This window comes from Sphaerisporangium sp. NPDC051017, assembly GCF_040683095.1.
GTDB lineage: Bacteria > Actinomycetota > Actinomycetes > Streptosporangiales > Streptosporangiaceae > Sphaerisporangium.
Genome location: NZ_JBFBCI010000027.1, coordinates 63900 through 81390 on the forward strand (window position 1 = coordinate 63900; position 17491 = coordinate 81390).

General features: G+C 70.3%; 18 protein-coding genes. 14 read left to right on the top strand and 4 right to left on the bottom strand.

What is annotated here, in order from left to right; genetic code table 11:
• Window positions 1–334: 334 nt before the first annotated feature.
• Window positions 335–1042 (top strand): haloacid dehalogenase-like hydrolase, encoded by a 708-nt coding sequence (locus AB0M95_RS21950; protein WP_363767458.1) that lies wholly within the window; start codon window positions 335–337, stop codon window positions 1040–1042.
• Between the two features lie 189 nt (window positions 1043–1231).
• Here AB0M95_RS21950 and AB0M95_RS21955 read toward each other — a convergent pair whose 3' ends face one another.
• Window positions 1232–1618: a hypothetical protein gene (locus AB0M95_RS21955; RefSeq protein WP_363767460.1), complete on the bottom strand. Its 387-nt coding sequence runs from the start codon at window positions 1616–1618 to the stop codon at window positions 1232–1234.
• A 205-nt stretch (window positions 1619–1823) separates the two neighbouring features.
• Complete coding sequence (locus AB0M95_RS21960; protein WP_363767463.1) at window positions 1824–2414, bottom strand: ATP-binding protein; 591 nt, start codon at window positions 2412–2414, stop codon at window positions 1824–1826.
• Between the two features lie 221 nt (window positions 2415–2635).
• On the opposite strand from AB0M95_RS21960, the gene AB0M95_RS21965 reads away from it, so the two are divergent.
• Together AB0M95_RS21965 and AB0M95_RS21970 are read left to right on the top strand one after the other, a co-directional pair.
• Window positions 2636–3469, top strand: coding sequence for a helix-turn-helix transcriptional regulator (locus AB0M95_RS21965; RefSeq protein WP_363767466.1), 834 nt, complete (start codon window positions 2636–2638; stop codon window positions 3467–3469).
• A 32-nt stretch (window positions 3470–3501) separates the two neighbouring features.
• Window positions 3502–3717, top strand: coding sequence for a DUF397 domain-containing protein (locus AB0M95_RS21970; protein ID WP_363767551.1), 216 nt, complete (start codon window positions 3502–3504; stop codon window positions 3715–3717).
• 397 nt (window positions 3718–4114) lie between these two features.
• Here the strand turns inward: AB0M95_RS21970 and AB0M95_RS21975 are convergent, their stop codons facing one another.
• Window positions 4115–4693, bottom strand: coding sequence for a hypothetical protein (locus AB0M95_RS21975; RefSeq protein WP_363767469.1), 579 nt, complete (start codon window positions 4691–4693; stop codon window positions 4115–4117).
• Window positions 4694–4722: 29 nt separating this feature from the next.
• Between AB0M95_RS21975 and AB0M95_RS21980 the strand changes: the two genes are divergently transcribed.
• The 11 genes from AB0M95_RS21980 (at window position 4723) to AB0M95_RS22030 (ending at window position 15542) form a co-directional block, all read left to right on the top strand.
• A complete protein-coding gene (locus tag AB0M95_RS21980; RefSeq protein ID WP_363767472.1) occupies window positions 4723–5076 on the top strand; it encodes a flavoprotein in 354 nt (117 codons plus the stop codon).
• A gap of 174 nt (window positions 5077–5250) precedes the next feature.
• Window positions 5251–6264, top strand: coding sequence for a glycosyltransferase (locus tag AB0M95_RS21985; RefSeq protein ID WP_363767475.1), 1014 nt, complete (start codon window positions 5251–5253; stop codon window positions 6262–6264).
• The gene (locus AB0M95_RS21990) at window positions 6261–7499 is read left to right on the top strand and encodes a methionine adenosyltransferase (protein WP_363767478.1); all 1239 of its coding nucleotides are present in this window, start codon (window positions 6261–6263) and stop codon (window positions 7497–7499) included. Before AB0M95_RS21985 ends, AB0M95_RS21990 begins: the two co-directional genes overlap by 4 nt.
• A gap of 17 nt (window positions 7500–7516) precedes the next feature.
• Window positions 7517–8479 carry a sugar phosphate isomerase/epimerase family protein gene (locus AB0M95_RS21995; protein WP_363767481.1) on the top strand — a complete coding sequence of 321 codons (963 nt, stop codon included), beginning with the start codon at window positions 7517–7519 and terminating at the stop codon, window positions 8477–8479.
• Entirely contained in the window at window positions 8476–9540 is a 1065-nt protein-coding gene (locus tag AB0M95_RS22000) for a Gfo/Idh/MocA family oxidoreductase (protein ID WP_363767484.1), read from the top strand. The genes AB0M95_RS21995 and AB0M95_RS22000 overlap by 4 nt, the downstream gene beginning before the upstream one ends.
• Window positions 9537–10460: a Gfo/Idh/MocA family oxidoreductase gene (locus AB0M95_RS22005; RefSeq protein ID WP_363767487.1), complete on the top strand. Its 924-nt coding sequence runs from the start codon at window positions 9537–9539 to the stop codon at window positions 10458–10460. Before AB0M95_RS22000 ends, AB0M95_RS22005 begins: the two co-directional genes overlap by 4 nt.
• 56 nt (window positions 10461–10516) lie before the next feature.
• Complete coding sequence (locus tag AB0M95_RS22010) at window positions 10517–11386, top strand: AAA family ATPase (protein WP_363767490.1); 870 nt, start codon at window positions 10517–10519, stop codon at window positions 11384–11386.
• The gene (locus AB0M95_RS22015; RefSeq protein ID WP_363767493.1) at window positions 11383–12435 is read left to right on the top strand and encodes a carbamoyltransferase N-terminal domain-containing protein; all 1053 of its coding nucleotides are present in this window, start codon (window positions 11383–11385) and stop codon (window positions 12433–12435) included. Before AB0M95_RS22010 ends, AB0M95_RS22015 begins: the two co-directional genes overlap by 4 nt.
• Window positions 12432–12989, top strand: coding sequence for a carbamoyltransferase C-terminal domain-containing protein (locus AB0M95_RS22020; protein WP_363767496.1), 558 nt, complete (start codon window positions 12432–12434; stop codon window positions 12987–12989). Before AB0M95_RS22015 ends, AB0M95_RS22020 begins: the two co-directional genes overlap by 4 nt.
• Window positions 12990–13023: 34 nt before the next feature.
• Complete coding sequence (locus AB0M95_RS22025) at window positions 13024–13488, top strand: NUDIX domain-containing protein (RefSeq protein ID WP_363767499.1); 465 nt, start codon at window positions 13024–13026, stop codon at window positions 13486–13488.
• A gap of 89 nt (window positions 13489–13577) precedes the next feature.
• Window positions 13578–15542 carry an acetoacetate--CoA ligase gene (locus AB0M95_RS22030; protein WP_363767502.1) on the top strand — a complete coding sequence of 655 codons (1965 nt, stop codon included), beginning with the start codon at window positions 13578–13580 and terminating at the stop codon, window positions 15540–15542.
• Between the two features lie 135 nt (window positions 15543–15677).
• On the opposite strand, the gene AB0M95_RS22035 is transcribed toward AB0M95_RS22030, so the two are convergent.
• Entirely contained in the window at window positions 15678–17264 is a 1587-nt protein-coding gene (locus AB0M95_RS22035) for an FAD-binding oxidoreductase (RefSeq protein ID WP_363767505.1), read from the bottom strand.
• Window positions 17265–17491 lie beyond the last annotated feature (227 nt).

Sequence of the window (17491 nt, forward strand, 5' to 3'; positions counted from 1 at the left end):
CCTCGGCCCCGGCCGGCTTCGCTGTGGCGTTCTTCGGGTTCGCCGGCCGGGGACCGGCTCGCCGGAGGCGACGCCGCGCCACCGGTGAACGTCCCGCCACCTCCCTCCGACCTCGCCGGGCCGCCCCCGCGCGAGGGCCTCGTAGAGCTGCTTGGGCACCTCCAGCAGCGCCGGGGTGCGAAGAAGGCTAGGTACCGTCGGGGGTGCCAGGGGTCTGTACGGGCTGACTCGGGGGGATGACGAGTTCGGTATCGGGTGCGGCGGGGAGGGGCAGGGGCGTCGTAGTCTGGGCGGACACCATTTGCGCGTTCGGAGGCCCCCCATTAACCGTCTCGTGCTCTGGAATGTCGACCTCACGCTGGTCGACGTGGCCATCGTCACCCGTGAGGCCTACGCGGATGCGTTCCGGCAGGTCACCGGGCGCCCGTTGGTGAAGCTGGCGCCCGCGATGGGCCGCCCAGACTCCGAGATCATCTTCGAGACCCTCGCGATCAACGGCATCGTCACGAGCGACGAGCACTTGCCGAAGTTCATCGACGCGCTCGCGGGCGCGTTCTCGGGCCGGCGCAGGCGCCTGGACAAGGACGGCCGCGCCATGCCGGGCGCCAAGGAGGCACTCAAGGCCGTGTCCCGGCTGGAGGGCGTCGTCCAGTCCGTCCTCACCGGCACGATCAAGAGCAACGCCATCCACAAGCTGAGGGCCTTCGGCCTGGACGCGTTCGTCGACTTCGAGGTCGGCGGCTATGGCGAGGAGGTCTATCCCAAGGCCACCCTGCTGCAGGTCGCGCAGGGCCGGGTCAAGCAGATGTACGGCTTCGCCTGCGACGGCTCCAACACCGTCCTCATCGGCGACTCGACCAGAGACGTCCAGACCGCCCGCATCGCCGGCGCGTCCATGATCGCCGTAGCCTCCGGCCGCTCGACCGCGAGCGAGCTCCGCGACGCCGGTGCGGACATCGTCCTCCAAGACCTGACGAACCCGTCCGAGGTGGTCGCGGCCGTGGCCCGCCTGACCACCCCGATGGACCGCAAGGCCGGCTGAACCTCCCCGGAAGCCCGAACCCTCCGGCAAGGCCCCCCTAGCGCGAAGCCGCCGAGAGCGCCGAGTCCCTGCAGCAGCGTTGAGCGTGCGTCGTTCACCGCCCCGAACCGGTTCCCGGGCGGTGAGGGTCGACGCGGCGCGCTCTGTGAGAGCGAGCGAGGGCGGCGGGAACACCTCTGCGGGATCCCACTACCTCCGGCTAGACCCGGGATCGCGCTCGATCACGCAGAAGGTGGGTGCGGCGTCATCGTCGGTTCGATCTGTGTGGAGGCGGTACTCGTTTCGCCGGCCCCACACGTTCACCCGCATCCGAGCGCGATACCCCACCTCCGGATGCTCGTCGACGAACGAGAAGACGAGCGGCTCGCCCGGCGGGGGCTCGGACGCGGGCCCTCGGTAGCCGAGCGAGTAACCCTGCGCGAGGAGCAGTTCGATGACGTCGACAACGAGATCCGTACGCTCGGTGCACACGAACGTGCCTCGATGGCTCGACCAGGCGCGACCGTCCGGCAGTGCGATCCGCAGTTCTTTGACCCACACACCCTCGCCGATCCACCCGGATGTGTGCTCGCCCATGACCGCCGGATGCGGAAAAGCTTCCAGCAGACCGGGCTGTGGGCGATGTGGTCGCGCGGGCGTGCACGCATGCCCAACAGCAACGCCTCGGGCCTGCCGCCCGGAAATGGTCCTCGCCTCCGGCTCGGGCTGTTCTCCCAGGGGCTGTCGCCCCCCGATGTGCCCCCTCGCGCTGCGATCCGAGCTGAGCACGACTAGAAGTCACTCAGTCGCACCGGTTGCCAGGCCAGCCCTCGACCATGCCGATACCCCGTGCCAAATCCTCGGGAGACGATGCCTCGATCAGAATGGGGAGTGGCGTGGAGGGGACTGCCCACCAACGGCATGTCGCTTCGCCGAACCATATCCTCCAACCGCAGACACCGATGGGCTGCTCGGAGGGGTACGAGGAAGAGGCTTTATCAAGGGCATCCCAGCGGAGTTCTGCCCAAACGGTGCGTCCCAGGTCGTCACCTTCGACGCCCATGCGGCTGCTCAGAGCTGCGACCATCGCCAGGCCGCGTCCTCCCTCCAGCAGTTCGTCGTTCGTCCCTTGCTGGATGGATGGAACTGCGGAACCTCCGGCGTCGGACACCACTATCCGTACGATTTGGCCGGACAGCCCTAGCTCGACGCTGAACGTGCCTCTCTGCCCTGATCTGCTGTGGCGTATCGCATTGGCGGCCAGCTCTACGACGCAGGACACAGTGTCGTCCCGGGCCGGGTGATCCAGTAGCACGCCGTTGACGAAGCGACGCACCTCGCGGAGCTGAGCCGCATCGCCTGGGAACTCGCGCCGCCACGTGGTGCTGGTCATCTTGGGATGCCTACCCTGCGACGGTTCGTCCTCCTGCTCACCGGTTCCGCCCTCCGTCAGATGACTCCGAAGAGTGACTTGTCGATTACTCGCAGCATGGCATCGGCTGGGCAAGCTTGCATGGGAATTGCAGATACTCCCTGGAGCCCTGGCTCGCCCCTGTAGGGTCGCTGCTCGGTGCAATACGTGACGAGGGGGTGACGATGAGTGCTAGACGCGGAGTGACCCTGCGATCTCAGTGGCTGGGTAAGCAACTGCGCGAACTACGCGAAGCCGCAGGGCTCACACTCAAGGACGCTGGGGACCTCCTCCAGCGCGATGCCTCGACAATCAGTCGTGTCGAAGCTGGGATCTACCCTGCTCGCTCCACTGACGTGGTGGCGCTCCTAGGCTTCTACGGAGTGGCGGATGAACGGCAGCGTGACGGTCTTGTTCGGCTGAGCCAAGACGCATGGCAGAGCGGATGGTGGGACGCGTACGCCGACGACGTGCATCTCGGCATCGTGGACAATGCTTGGCTGGAGTCGCGTGCGGAAGGAATCCGCTCGTTCGACGCGATGGTGGTGCCAGGACTACTGCAGACGCGGGACTACATGGACGCGATCATGCGGGCCGCGGACGCGGAGTCGTCTGAGGAGCAGATCAGACGCTGGATCGAGTTCAGGCTGATCCGGCAGCAAGTCCTGGCGAGCAATCTGCCACATCTGGTGATGGTGCTGGACGAATCCGTGCTGCGGCGCCCGGTGGGCGGGTCAAGGATCATGCGGGCGCAACTGGAGCGGCTCGTAAATGTGGCACGGCAGCCCAACGTCGAGATCAGGGTTCTCCCGCAGTCGAGCGGAGCGCATGCCAGTCCGGATGGGTCGTTCAAGGTCTATGACCTGCGTGAGCCTTACCCGACGGTCGCGTATGTTTCGAGCCCGGCAGGCGCTATTTATGCCGAGGCTGAGCAGGCGCGAAGGCTTATGCTCAAGTTTGATGCAATCAGTCGAGATTCGCTGCCGAGTGAGAAGTCCGTCGAGTTCATCGGAGCCGTCGCTCAGGAACTCGGCTGACGTCCTGGGATGGAGTCTTCGTGTCTGCCCCCTTGAACCTTCCTGTCGCCTGGCACATCAGCAGCTTCAGCGCCGATGGAGGGGGTGGTGACTGCGTCGAGGCCGGCCCCGTACTCGATGGAAGCGGACGCATCGCTGTCCGGCACAGTCGCCATCCTGACGGCCCGATGATCGTTTACACCCCTGCCGAGTGGGAGGCTTTCACGGCCGGGGTACGCGCGGGGGAGTTCGATTTCGTTGGCGGCTGATGTCCTTCGGGGGATAGCGGACCGCCTGGGATCCCGCTTCACATGATCCGCTTCGGTTCTCGGGGAGATGACGACCAAATGAACGGTGAGATTTCCGCAAGGCGATCGCGCCCTCGGGTATCGGCCTCACATTTGGTCGCGCGGCTATCTGAAATCGACGAGGCGACCGTTACCAGCCTCACGGCGATCACCGGCGCTCACCGAAGGCTTGAAGCAGCCATTCCGTCACGTGAACTCGCACGCGGAGCCATCGATCACGTTTCCTGCGCACCGCAGGAGCATCCTAGAGTAGGCGGACAGATATGGAGAGTTGTTTCACGCCCCCGCTTCACGCCCTGGCTTACGCTCGTTTCCTCCACCGCCGAGTTCGAGCGCGTGATGGTGGATCTGGCTGAGGTCAGGTGGCTTTTAGGATGCGGGCGGCCAGGTCGAGCGCCGCGCGCGGAGGTCGCTTGGTCCCTTCGATGATTTCCATGATCGTGGTGTGGGCGGCGCGGTTGAAGGCGATGGTCTCGGTCGATTGCTGCTCGGATGCCAGCAGGGCGGTGATGGCGGCGTCGGGCTCGTTGCGGCGCAGATGCCCTTGGGCGAGGTCGATGAGGTGCTGGGCGCGGCGGTTGGTGGAAGGGATCGTGGCCAGGTCGATGCGGCCGGCGTTCTTGATGGCGGTGGCCGCCTGGCCGGTTTCGATGTGGAGGGCGACGGAGTAGATGGCGACGTTGGCCGCCCCGAACATTGTCAGCGGGTGGTGGTGGTTCTTTCCCAGAGCGGTGGCGGAGCGGTGGGCGAGCTTCCAGCTGTGCCAGGCATCTGCGGGGCGTCCCAGGCGGGCCAGGGCGATGGCATTGAAGAGGTTGAGCGCCCCGAAGGTGGACAGAGCCGCGGGGGAGGTCGGGAAGGCGCGGTGGAGTTGGCCGGTGGCGTCGCGGGCGATGGCATGGGCCTCTTCTGCTTGGGAGCGGCCGAGCGCGGCCATGGTCGAGGTCCAGGCGGAGAGAGCCGGACGTGCTGCCACCGGCCGATGCGATGGCGGTGGTCCCGGCGACGTTCAACACGATCAACAAGTGGGCGGGCGGAATCTCCGACACCCTGGCGCTGGGGCTGTTGAATGAGGCGATCGGCCTGGGTCTGCCGCTGGTAGTCGTCCCGTGGCCGAACGTGGCGCTGGCTCGCCATCCCGCCTTTGCCGTGAGCGTGGAGCGCCTCACCTCCTGCGGGGTCTCTGTCCTGCTGGACCCTGAGCGGCTGCCCCAGCCCGCCTCCGGAGCGCCGGGCGCCGCCTCTTTCCCGTGGGAGGAGCTGAAGTCCGAGCTCCGCCGGGTCTATGAGGTGTGCATGGGCCGGATAGCGCCCGTCTGATCGCGTCGCACCCTCTCAGCGGGGTCTGTTCGTGCGGGCAGCAGGAACTCTGGCAGGGGAGGCATTGAGTTCTCGGCCGCCGCAGCGCGGGACTCCTAGCACAGGGAAGCGGGCCTGACTATCCCCAACAGCTAGTTGGGTGTCGCAGAGCGATGCCCTCTTAGCGTCGCGTCCATGTCGGATGATCCGTATCAGGCGATGCACCCGCGTGTCTCAGTGGTAGTGCCCGCGCGCGGGAACGGCCGCTGTGTGCGGGAGCTGCTGGAGGCGCTGTCCCGGCAGAGCTACTCACTGAGCTTGGTCGATGTCATCGTCGTGGACAACGATCCGCCGTGGGCCCAGGGCCCAGTTGCCGGCGCGGTCCACAGCCGGGCGTGGCCGTTCCGGGTGCGCGTGGTGGTCGAGGTGCGGGCCGGGGCGAGCCGGGCCCGCAACCGCGGCATCTGCATCGCCGACGGCGACTACATCGCTCTCCTCGACCCGGACATCGTCCCAGATGAGGGCTGGCTGGCAGCGCTGGTGTCGGCCGTCATCGACGAGCAGGCCGCGATCGTGGGCGGCCGCACGATCACGCATTACCCCGAGGGTCTGGCGCGTCCCCTCACCGACGGCCTGCGCGAGTGCCACGGCCCGGTGAACTGGCCGTCCAAGCGCCGACCCTACGGCTGGCCGTACTGGATCACCACCGCCAGCCTGCTCGTCGAGCGTGAGGTGTTCGAGAAGATCGGCGGCTTCCGGCCGGATCTGGGCCGCCGCGGCCGGTGGCTGCTGGGCTGCGAGGACCTGGAATTCGTCGATCGAGCCGTCCAGAAAGGCCTGACAGTCGTGATCGAACCGGCCGCAGTGGCCGGGCATCCGGCCTACCGGCGTGAGACCCGGCTGGGCTGGTTCCTGGAGCAAGGGATCGGTCACGGGGTGAGTGTGGCCCGGATGCACACCAGCGTGGCCGTCACTGCGGCCGCGATCCGGGTCGGCCGCCGCGACGTCGCCGCGGCCGTGACCTACTTGCTGGCCGCCTACCTCTTCTTCGACAGCGCCAGCGCGGTGCAGGGGCTGCGGGAGCTGGCCCGGATCGCCGCCTACCGGCTCGAGCGCACCCGCCTGCTGCTGATCGGCCGCCGCCTGATCCCGGCGCAGGCCCCACCTCCACCCGAATCTCCGTCTCCCGTCCAGAAGGGGCTTTCGTGATCACCACTGTTGCTACCGGACTGCTGGCCGCCGAACTGATGCCGGTGGAGCTCGTCGAGCGTAAGGGCGCCGGGCACCCCGACACCCTGGCCGACGGCGTCGCCGAAGCCATCTCACGGGCCTACAGCCGCTACTGCCTGGACACCTTCGGCGCGATCTTGCACCACAACACCGACAAGACCGCGCTGCTCGGCGGGCTGGCGGAGGTGTCCTTCGGCTCCGGCAAGCTCGTCCAGCCGATCACGGTGCTCGTCAACGGCCGCCTGACCCGCGCGCTCGGCGAACAGCAGGTGCCGGTCGACGACATCGTCGAGGGAGCCGTCCGGGAGTACTTCAGCGCGCGGCTGCCGCTGCTGGACGTGGAGCACGACCTGGTCATCCGGCAGCGGCTGACGCAGGCCTCCAGCCCGGGTGCGGTGCACGGCCCGAGCAGCGAACAGGTCGCCGGCCGCACCCGCTGGTTCGCCCCGCGAACGCTGGACGACCTGGCCGAACGGCACCGCATGTTCGCCAACGACACCAGCGCCGGGGTCGGCTACGCCCCGCTCGGTGTAGCCGAGCACCTGGCGATCGCGGTGGAGTCCCACCTGTCGGGTGAGGACTTCCTGCTAGAGCACCCGCACGTGGGCACCGACATCAAGCTCATGGTCGCCCGCACCGGGCAGAAGATCCACCTGACGGCGTGCGTGCCGCAGATCGCCGTACACACCCCGGACTTGGCCACGTATCTGAGCCGCCGCGAGGAGCTGCGCGAGCTGATCGGCACGCTGGCCTCGGTGGCCGCGCCCGGCCACGACGTGCTGGTGGCGATCAACACCCGGGACGACGCCCAGCGGTGCGAGCTTTATCTGACGGCGATCGGGTCATCGCTGGAGTCCGGCGATGAAGGTGTCGTCGGCCGCGGCAACCGCGCCAACGGGCTGATCTCCATGCTACGGCCGTGGTCGGCCGAGGGTGTGTCCGGCAAGAACCCGGTCTACCACGTCGGCAAGCTCTACAACCTCGCCGCTCAGGAGGCCGCGAACCGGCTGCACGCGCTGACCGGCGCCAGCCTCGCCGTCGCTCTGGTCTCCCAGTCCGGTCGCGACCTGGACGATCCCTGGCAGGTTCTCGTGCACCACTCCGGCTCCCAGCCGCTCGATCGTGCGCTGGTCGAAGGTGTCGTCGGTGACGTCATGGCCGACTTCGACACCCTGCGCCAGGGCTTGCTCGACAACGCCCTGGCCACCGCCTGACCGACAGGAGAACCCACATGATCGCATCACGCAACCCATGCCTGGCCGACGGCACCGGCACTGGGCGAGACGTCGAACTGAGGTCGGCGACCGCGAGCGCGGACGAAGAATGCTTCCCTGCCTGCCTGAACCCGGCCACCCTCAGCGGCCTGCCGGTGGCCGAGTTCCTGGACGCGGCCAGGCAGGCAGGGTTCGGCCTGATCGAGATGTCGATTCAGCAGGCCCGCGCGTTCGGCCTGGACCGGCTGCGTGAGGCGCTGCAGGAGCGGCGGCTGTCGGTGGCGGCGGCCAGCGGCATCCTGCCCGCCGATCACATCCTGCCGGCGCCCCTGCTCATCCCGGAGGCCTTCTACCAGGCGGCGCTGGCGTCGGTGCGCGAGCGGCTGGAGGCGATGAGCGTCCTGTGCTGCCCGGTGGCGACCATCGTCGTCAACCCGCGCAGCAGCCTGCCCTGCCGAGACGCCGGCGACCTGGCGGTGCGCCGCCTGCGGGAGCTGGCGAACGCGTGCGAGGAGTTCGGGCTGCGCCTGGCGGTGGAGGCCGTCGGGGTGCGCCGGGGCCTGGACGCATCGCTGGGGGGCCAGTTCAGCGTGTGCACCACGCCTATGGAGCTGGATGAGCTGATTCAGCGGGCCGACCATCCCGCGCTCGGCGTGCTGGTGGACAGCTACCACTGGGCGGCCACCGGCGGCATGCCCGAACAGCTGACCGATCCGCAGGCGCCGATCGTGCATGTCCAGATCGCCGACACGCCGCGCACCCCCGGCAACCGCACGGGGTGGACCGATGAGATGCGGCACTACCCCGGGACCGGAAGCTTGGACTGGCCGCTGTTTCGTACGGCGCTGGCCGCGGCCGGCTACCTCGGCCCGGTTTCGGTCGAGCTGTTCAACCCGCAGCTGCGCGCCGCGCCCGTCGCCGACATCGCCGCGCGGTCGCTGGCCGGGGCCCGGGCCTGTTTCCCCGGTTGTGGATCATGACCGGCTCGCAGATCAGGGTCGGCGTGGTCGGGTGCGGCGGGGCCGCGTTCGGCATTCATCTCCCGGTTCTGGCTGACCATCCCGACTTTGCCGTGGCCGCCGTCCACGACCGCGACCCCGGCCGCGCCCAAGCCGCTGCAGCCCGATTCGGGGCGCGCGCCAGGGACCTGCGGACGCTGCTGCACACCTGTGACTTGGTCGCCGTGCTGACGGGCGTGCACGAGCCGCTGGTGGAGCAGGCGCTGGCCGCCGGGCGCCACGTCTTTGTCGAGAAGCCGGTCAGTCTCGATCTGGCCACCTCGCGGCGGCTGCTGGCCGCGGCGGCGGAGGCCGGGCTGCTGCTGGAGGTCGGGGTGATGCGCGCCTACGATCCGGCCGTGCACGCGCTGCTGGCCGCCGCCGGCTCCGCAACCGTGCACGCCCGGCTGATCAAACGCGATTCCAGCGACATCACCGCCCGCGCGCCGTACCTGCCTGCGGGGTTCGGCCCCTACACCTTCGAGCACGACCCGGTCCCGGCGCACCCGGCCGACCTGGATGGCGAGCAGTTGCAGGCGCTCAAACTGCTGCTGCGCCAGGGGTACCACCTGCTCAGCGTGGCCGTGCTCGCCGACCCGGAACTCACCCCGCTCGCCTGCACGCTCACTGCGGGCGGTCACGGCCTGCGCGCCGAGCTGGTCGGCTCGGCCGGGGCACGCTGGGAGTACGAGCTGGGGGACAACCCCGAGGGCGGCTACGAGGAGCACGTCCATCTGATCGCCGAGAACACCAGCGCCACGCTCAGCTTCGGGCCGCCGTACGGGCCGGGCTCGGCCGCCTGCTTGATCACCTCCAGCGACGGGCCGGGTGGCGGCGTGACCGGGTTCGGCAACCCGTTCGCCGCGATGTGGCAGGCCTTCGCCGACCAGGTGCATCACCCGGCGTCCAAGCTCGCCCTCGCGGCCAGCGGCGACATCGCCCTGACGGTGGAAGGGCTGGCCGCCGCGCTGGCCCGCCTGTGCCCCGCCACCACGCCTGGCCAGCTGGCCGGGCTCGAACCGATGAAGGTCTCCTCACGATGAGCATGTCCGCTGTTCCCGAGCCCGAAGCAGACCCCGACGCCGCAGCTGCCGGTGTGGCCGCCGACGGAGAAGGTCACCGGCGGCTGGCCGTCGGCCTGATCGGTACCGGCCGCATCGCCCGCACTGGGCACCTGCCCGCCTACGCGGCCGCCGATGTGCCCGTGGCCGCGATCTGCGGCCGCACCAGCGCGGACGCCGAGCGGCTGGCCGCGCAGTGGAGCGGGTCGGGGCGGCCGCGGCTGTACACCAGCGCGGTCGAGTTGGCCGCCGACCCGGCCGTCGAGCTGATCGACGTGGCCACCCGCCCGACCGGCAGGCTGGAGCTCATCCGGGCGCTGCTGCCGGCGGGCAAGCCGCTCCTGGTACAAAAGCCGCTGGCCTACACCCTGGCCGAAGCCGAGCTGATCGTGGCCGAGGCGGAGGGGGCCGGGGTGCCGCTGGCCGTCAACCATAATCTGCGTTGGTCACCGCCGCAACTCGATGGGCCGCTGGTGGCCAGCCTGACCCTGCACAACGCCACCCGCTCGCAGGGCGCGTGGGCGAGCAATCTGTGGGTCAACGGCACGCGGGGTGATGCGCACCTCACCTACGACAGCGCGGGCCTGATGCTGCCCGACCACGAACCGGTCGTGGTCCAGCCGCCCGGTGAATGGGTGCCCGACGGCATCGCCGGCGCCTACACCGCGTTCGTCGACGCGCTGGCCCGCGGCGCCCGGCCGCCGCACGAGGGCCGCGATCATCTGCGGAGCTTGGCCTTGGCCGAGGCCGCCTGGGAGTCCTCCCGCCACGACGGTGCCTGGATGCCGGTCCCCGCGGTTACGGGGTCTTCCGTCGCCGCGGTCACGCTGGCGTCTGCCGATGCCGCCCACGTCCCGGCCATTAGCAGCGCTGTCGGGACAACGCCGAAGGGCCGTCTGTGACGCCGCCGGATAGCCCCGCACCACCGGATCCCGGGCCCGTGTCGAGGGCGGGCCCTGTGCCAGACCCGGTGCCGGTTCTGGTGCTCGACGGGCCGCCCGGGGCCGGGAAGACCACCCTGCTGGCCGCGCTCACGCACGCCCTGGGCAACCGGGCGCTGGCCAGGACCGAGCCGAACGCACCGCTGGCCGCCGCCGCCGACGGCCGCGGCCCGGCCGGATCAACCGGCAGGGAGCTGACGCAGTGGTACCTGGAGCACGAAGGTGACCGGCTGGATGCCCTGGCCGCGTTACCCGCCCCACGCGCCGACGTTGACCTGGTGGTGTGCGACCGGGCCCACCTCGGCGTGTTGGCCTATGCCTACGCCAGCCGCCGCGGTGACACCATGCCCTACACTGATGCGCTCGCCTTTTACCACGCGCACCTGGCCGCACGGCAGCCCGCCCGCCACCACACGGTGATCTTGATGGCTGGGGTTCAGACCAGCCTGCGCCGCCGCCACCGTGCCGCCAGCGACATCCAGCCGTCCTGGCGGCACTGGTTCGACCCTGCGCTGCTCGGCAGGCTCGTCGACTTCTACCGCGAGCGCGCCCCGGCCCTGGCCGGGCCGCACCTGACCATCATCGACACCGATAACCTGTCCGCCCGCGACGTCCTGGACCGGGTCACCGACGTCATCGCCCGGCTCGGCGTCGCGCTGCCGACCGGTCCGCGCCCTCTCCCGATGGCCGACGGGCCGCACCCGGCCCTGGCCGCGGCCTACGCCACCGCCGGGGGAGTGAGCACGCTCGGCCGGCCGGTCAGCCCGCTGCTGCCTTACCGCGGCGGGTACCTGCAGCTGTTCGAGCTCGCTGGCCTGCTCCTGTTCGGCGGGCGTGTCACCCGCTGGGACCCGCACTCGATCCTGACCTCGGAGGTTTCCCGATGAGTTCGTCTTCTCCTTGCGTCGTCGGCCTCAACCTCGGCGCCCACGACGGCGGCGCCGCCCTGGTCACCGACACCCAGATGATCGCCATCAGCGAGGAACGTCTCAACCGTCACCGCTACAGCCCTGGCTGGCAGGCCAGTCTGCTGTACGTGCTGAAGGCGGCCGGCCTCAGGCTGGAGGACGTCGACCTGTTCGTCGCCAGCACCTACGGCATGCACCCGCTCACCCCGGCCCAAACTGGGCTGGCCCACCTGGGCGTGTCCGAGCAGCGCATCCGCACGGCCGACCACCACCTGGCCCACGCCTACAGCGCCTACTGCCTGTCGCCGTTCGAGCAGGCCACCGTGGTGGTGTGCGACGGCGCGGGCAACAACACCGACACCGAGTCCTACTACCTGGCCGGGCCCGGCGGCCTCGAGCGGGAGGGCGGCAACGATCCGGACCGCCCTCGCTACGGCGGCATCGGCGCCACCTACGAGGCCTTCACCGAGCACTGCGGCTGGCACGCCCAGGAAGCCGGCAAGACCATGGCCTTGGCTTCCTTCGGCAATCCGGCCCGGCACACCGTGCCGCTGTTCAGCCTCACCGACGACCTGCACGTGATCGGCCGCCTGCCCGCCGGGCACGCGCGCGGCGTGGCCGCCTTCGCCGCGCAGCACGGCCTGGACTTCGGGCGGCCCGGCGGTCTGGGCCTGCGCGTCGAGAATGTGGACGCCGCCGCCTACCTGCAGGAACAGACCGAGCAGATCCTGCTCGCGCTGACCGGCCAGGTCATCAAGCACACCGGCGTCGGCCGGCTGTGCCTGGCCGGCGGCGTCGCGCTCAACTGCGTCGCCAACGACAAGATCTCCAAGCTGGCCGGGGTGGAAGATCTGTTCGTGCCGCCTCCCGCCTCCGACCGCGGCCAAGCGCTCGGCTGCGCCCTGTACGGCTGGCATCAGTTCACCGGGCAGATGCCGCGGCGGACGCTCGGCGTCGACGCCTTTGGCCGACCCTACGACGACGCCGACATCGAACTCGCGCTGCGCCGAGACCCGCGCTCGGCGTGAGCGAGCGTCGCCACACCCCGTTCGCCTGGGGCAAGGAGAGCGATATCGCCGCCACCGCCGCCCAGCTGCTGGCCGACGGGGCGATCATCGGCTGGTTCACCGGCGGCAGCGAGCTCGGGCCGCGCGCGCTGGGGCAGCGTTCCATCCTGGCCGATCCGCGTAGCATCGAAACCAAGCAGGCGCTCAACGACCGCATCAAGAAGCGCGAGCCCTTTCGGCCGTTCGCCCCGGCGGTGCTCGCCGAGCACGCCACCGACTGGTTCGAGCTGGCAGGCCCCTCGCCGTACATGCTGCTGGCCCCGGCCGTGCGCCCAGGCGTCGCCGAGAAGGTCCCCGCCGTGGTGCACGTCGACCAGACCGCCCGCGTCCAGACCGTGCACGCCGCCGACCTGCTGCGCCATTTCCACGCCCTGACCGGGATCCCGATGGTGCTCAACACAAGCTTCAACGACAACGAGCCGATCGTGGAAAGCCCCGCCGACGCGCTGGCCACCTTCCAGGCCACCGAACTGGACGCCCTGTGCATCGGCGACTACCTCGTTACCAAAGCCTGATTGCCCACCCCGTCGAGCTGGAAGAATGCTCCTCATGCCCGCCGAGATCCGTCGCGCCGCGCGCGTCATCCTCCTCGACCACGACGACCGCCTGCTGCTCCTGCGCTACGACGAAGGCCAGGTGTTCTGGGCGGTGCCCGGCGGCTCGCTCGAACCCGGCGAAACCCACGAGCTCGCCGCGCGCCGCGAGCTCCGTGAGGAGCTTGGGCTGGCCTACGACGGCTCGTTCGGGGCGCCGGTGGCCGAACGAGTCAAGGAGCACACGGTCGGCGGGCGCCCCGTGCGCCAGGTGGAGCTCTACTACCTGGTGCGTATCAAGACCGACGAGTTCGACCTCGCCGCTGCCACTCAGCCGGATGAGATCACCGCGTACCGGTGGTGGACCCGAGATGAGATCACCTCAGCGAGCGACCCCGTCTACCCGCTGGGACTGCTCGACCTCGTCAACACCTACCTCGTCCACGGAGTACCCGAGCACCCGATCACCTTGCCGGGCTGAGTCCCTCCCCGTCCGGACGCCAGGTCGGCGGTCCCGATGTGTGGGTACCCGGGATGGCGCGGGTTCGGGGGCGGGGGCAGGATGGGGCCATGGTTGAGGAAGGTGTACTGCTGTGGGAGCCGTCCGCGGAGGCGATCCGGGACGCGAGGATCACCCGGTTCGCCGAGTGGCTGGGGCGCTCAGGGCAGGATTACGAGCGGTTGTGGCGCTGGTCCGTTGAGTCTCCCGAGGAGTTCTGGACGTCGGTCTGGGACTATTTCTCGGTCGAAGGCGAGCGTGGTGACGGGCCCGTCATCAGTGGGACGACTCAGCACGTGAAATGGTTCGCGGGATCGACCCTGAACTACGCGCGCAACGCGCTGCGCGGCGACCCCGCCCGGCGCGCGGTTATCGCCCGCGACGAGACCGGCGGACGCCGGGTGTTCACGTACGGCGAGTTGGCGGAGCGGGTCGCCCGGGCGCGGACGGGCCTCGCGCGGCTCGGCGTGGGCCGGGGCGACCGCGTGGCGGCCTACCTGCCCAACACCGCCGAGGCGCTGATCGCCTTTCTCGCGACGGCCAGCCTGGGCGCCGTCTGGTCGTCCTGCTCGCCCGACTTCGGCGCTTCCAGTGTGACGGACCGGTTCGCGCAGATCACGCCGAAGGTTCTGATCGCCGTCGACGGCTACACCTACAACGGCCGCGGCTTCGACCGTTCGTCCGTCGTCGCCGACATCGCCGCCAAGCTGCCGGGCCTGGCCGCCACCGTCATCGTGGGCACAGGGATCGGCGCAGGGATCGGCACAGGGATCGGCACAGAGGGCGGCACGGGGGAGGGCGCCGGGTCCTGGGACGGGCTCCGGGTCGAGTCGTGGGACGAGCTGTGCGCCGAGGCCGGGCCGCTGGAGTTCGAGCCGGTGCCGTTCGACCACCCGCTGTGGGTGGTGTACTCCTCGGGCACCACCGGCCTGCCCAAGCCCATCGTCCACGGGCACGGCGGCATCGTGCTGGAGCACCTGAAGGCGCTCAGCTTCCATCAGAACCTCGGCGAGGGCGACGTGTTCCTCTGGTACACGACGACCGGCTGGATGATGTGGAACTTCCTGATGGGCGGCCTGCTCGTGGGCGCGACGATCGTCCTCTACGACGGCGCCGCCACACACCCCGGCACCGACGCGCTGTGGCGGCTGGCCGCCGAGGAGGGCGTCACCTACTTCGGCACCGGCGCGCCGTACATCATCGCCTCCATGCGTGCGGAGCTGCGTCCCACCGGCTTGGAGAAGCTGCGCGGCGTCGGATCCACCGGCTCGCCGCTGCCGCCCGAGGGCTTCGCCTGGCTGTACGACGTCCTGCCGGATGTGCAGCTCGGGTCGTTCTCCGGCGGCACGGACGTGTGCACGGGGTTTGTGGGCGCGGTGCCGGTGCTGCCGGTGCGGGCGGGGGTGATCCCGTGCCGCTGCCTCGGCGCGTCGGTCGAGTCCTACGACGCGGAGGGCCGTCCGGTGATCGGCGAGGTGGGTGAGCTGGTGCTGACCAAGCCCATGCCGTCCATGCCGGTCATGTTCTGGAACGACCCCGACGGCGAGCGGTACCGCGAGAGCTACTACGCCGACTACCCGGGCGTGTGGCGGCACGGCGACTGGATCAAGATCCTGCCCGACGGCGGCTGCGTGATCTACGGCCGGTCCGACTCCACTCTCAATCGGGGCGGGGTCCGCATGGGGACGAGCGAGTTCTACCGCGTCGTCGAGCGGTTCGCGCAGATCGAGGACAGCCTGGTGATCGACACCGGGCAGCTCGGGCAGGAGGGCCGCCTGCTGCTGTACGTGCTGATGGCCCCCGGCGAGACGCTCACCGACGAGCTGACGGCCAAGTTGAAGGACGCGCTCAGGACCGAGCTGTCCCCGCGGCACGTCCCGAACGAGATCCGCGAGGTGCCGGGCATCCCGCGCACGCTGAGCGGCAAGAAGCTGGAGGTGCCCGTCCGCAGGATCCTGCTCGGCACGCCGGTCGAGCAGGCCGCCAACACGGGCGCCATGGCCAACCCCGAGGTGCTGAAGCACTTCCTGCCGTGACGGAACCTCGACGGCTCCTGAGAAGCCCTGACGGATCTCGGGCGCCCCCGCCGGTCGCACGCGGCGAGGGCGCCCGAGAGCTCGCGGGCCCGGCCAGACGGCCTGGGGGAGCGGTCAGACGGCCTAAGGGAACGGTCAGACGGCCTGGGGGAAGCGGAACAGCCGGTCCGGGTCGTAGGCCGCCTTGACCTTGGCGAGGCGGTCGGCGTTGCCGCCGTAGTACGCCTGACGCCAGCCCTTCAGCTCCGGGTCGATGTAGTTGACGTACGCGTGCGGGCCGAAGTGCGGCTCCATGGCGGCGTGCGCGGCCCGCAGCCAGCCCGCCGCCCCGGCCATGTGCGCGTAGTACTGCACGCTGAACAGCGCCTGCCGGTGGGGGAAGGCCGTCGCGTCCGGCCGCGGCCGTCCCACGGCGCCGCCGAGGGCGTCCAGCAGCACGGCGTGGCGGCCTCCGGCGGCGATCTGGTCGACCAGTGCCTTCACGCCCGCCGCCGACAGCGGCCGGTACGCCATGTGCGACTTCGCGCTGAACGAGTCGCGCGGGAAGAGGCCGTTCGGCGTGCGCCCCGGCAGGTCGCCCTGGCGGTGGCACTGCGACACCGTCCGCGAGGCGCAGCCGCCCATCTCCATCATCGCCCGCAGGTACGGCACCTGCCGGATCGCGCGCCCGGACGGGGCCCCGGCTGCGGCGGTGAACGGTTCGAGCAGCCGCTCGCACTCGGCGCGCGGGCCGACGTGGACCCCGGCGAGCTGCACGTCGAGGTCGGGGTCGTGGCTGAGGTGCAGGGTGGACCACATCGCGTCCGGCGCGGACGGCGCCCACGCCTGCCAGGCGGTCACGACCTTACGGGCGCGCGACCAGGGCCAGCTCAGGTAGAAGACGGTGACGTCGCGCGCGGCGTGGGCGCGGAAGGTGAAGGACACCGCGACGCCGAAATTGCCGCCTCCGCCGCCGCGCGACGCCCAGTACAGGTCGGGGTCGTGGTTCGCGTCGCACGTGCGCAGCCGGCCGTCGGCCGTGACGATCTGCAGCGACTCCAGCGCGTCGCAGGTGAGGCCGTACTTCCGGCACACCACGCCGAGGCCGCCGCCGAGGGTGAGGCCCGCGACGCCGACCGTCGGGCACGACCCCGCCGGGATGCTCACGCCCTGCGCCGCGAGCCGGTCGTAGACGTCCACGAGCTGCGCGCCCGCGCCCACGACCGCGCGTCCCTGCGTGGCCCGCACCGTGCTCATGCGCGAGACGTCGATGACCAGTCCGGTGCCGGTCGACCAGCCCGCGTAGCTGTGGCCGCCCGAGCGCGAGGTCAGCGGGACGCGCATCCGACGCGCGAAGGCCAGGCACTCGGCGACGTCGGAGGGGTTGGCGCAGTAGGCGACGGCGCTCGGCCGCACGCCGTCGAAGGCCGGATTGAAGAGGCGGCGGGCGGCGTCGTAGGACGCGTCGCCCGGCCGGATCAGCTTCCCGGCCATGCCCCGGCCGAGGGCCTTCCAGTCGGACGGCTTGGGGGCGGTCCGCGCCCCGGTGGCGGCGGCCGTGCCGGTGGTCGAGCCGGTCGCGGCGGTCGCCGAAGGGGTTCCAGTCGTCCCTCCCGAGTCTCCTGAGGCGGTGGCGGTGTGGCCGGGCGGGGTGGGACCTCCGCAGGCGCCCGCCGCGGCGGCCGCGGCCAGGGCGGAGACGCGCATGAAGGCGCGCCGGTCGAGCTGGTCCCTGATGGTCACCGAACCCTCCAATAACGGTCATCGGCCGCGAAAGCTCGCGCCTGTTCAGTGAGACGTCCCCAAATCCGCGCCGGTTTATCACAGATCGGTCAAGCTGTACGGGTGGATCGCGAGAAGCTCTGAGGGGCGAGGGAATACGCCTGTTTCGGGCTGGTTGACGTTTTATGTGTGATGGGTTGGTATCGGGTACGGCGGGGTGAGTGCCCCGGTCAACGAAGATCGGGGAA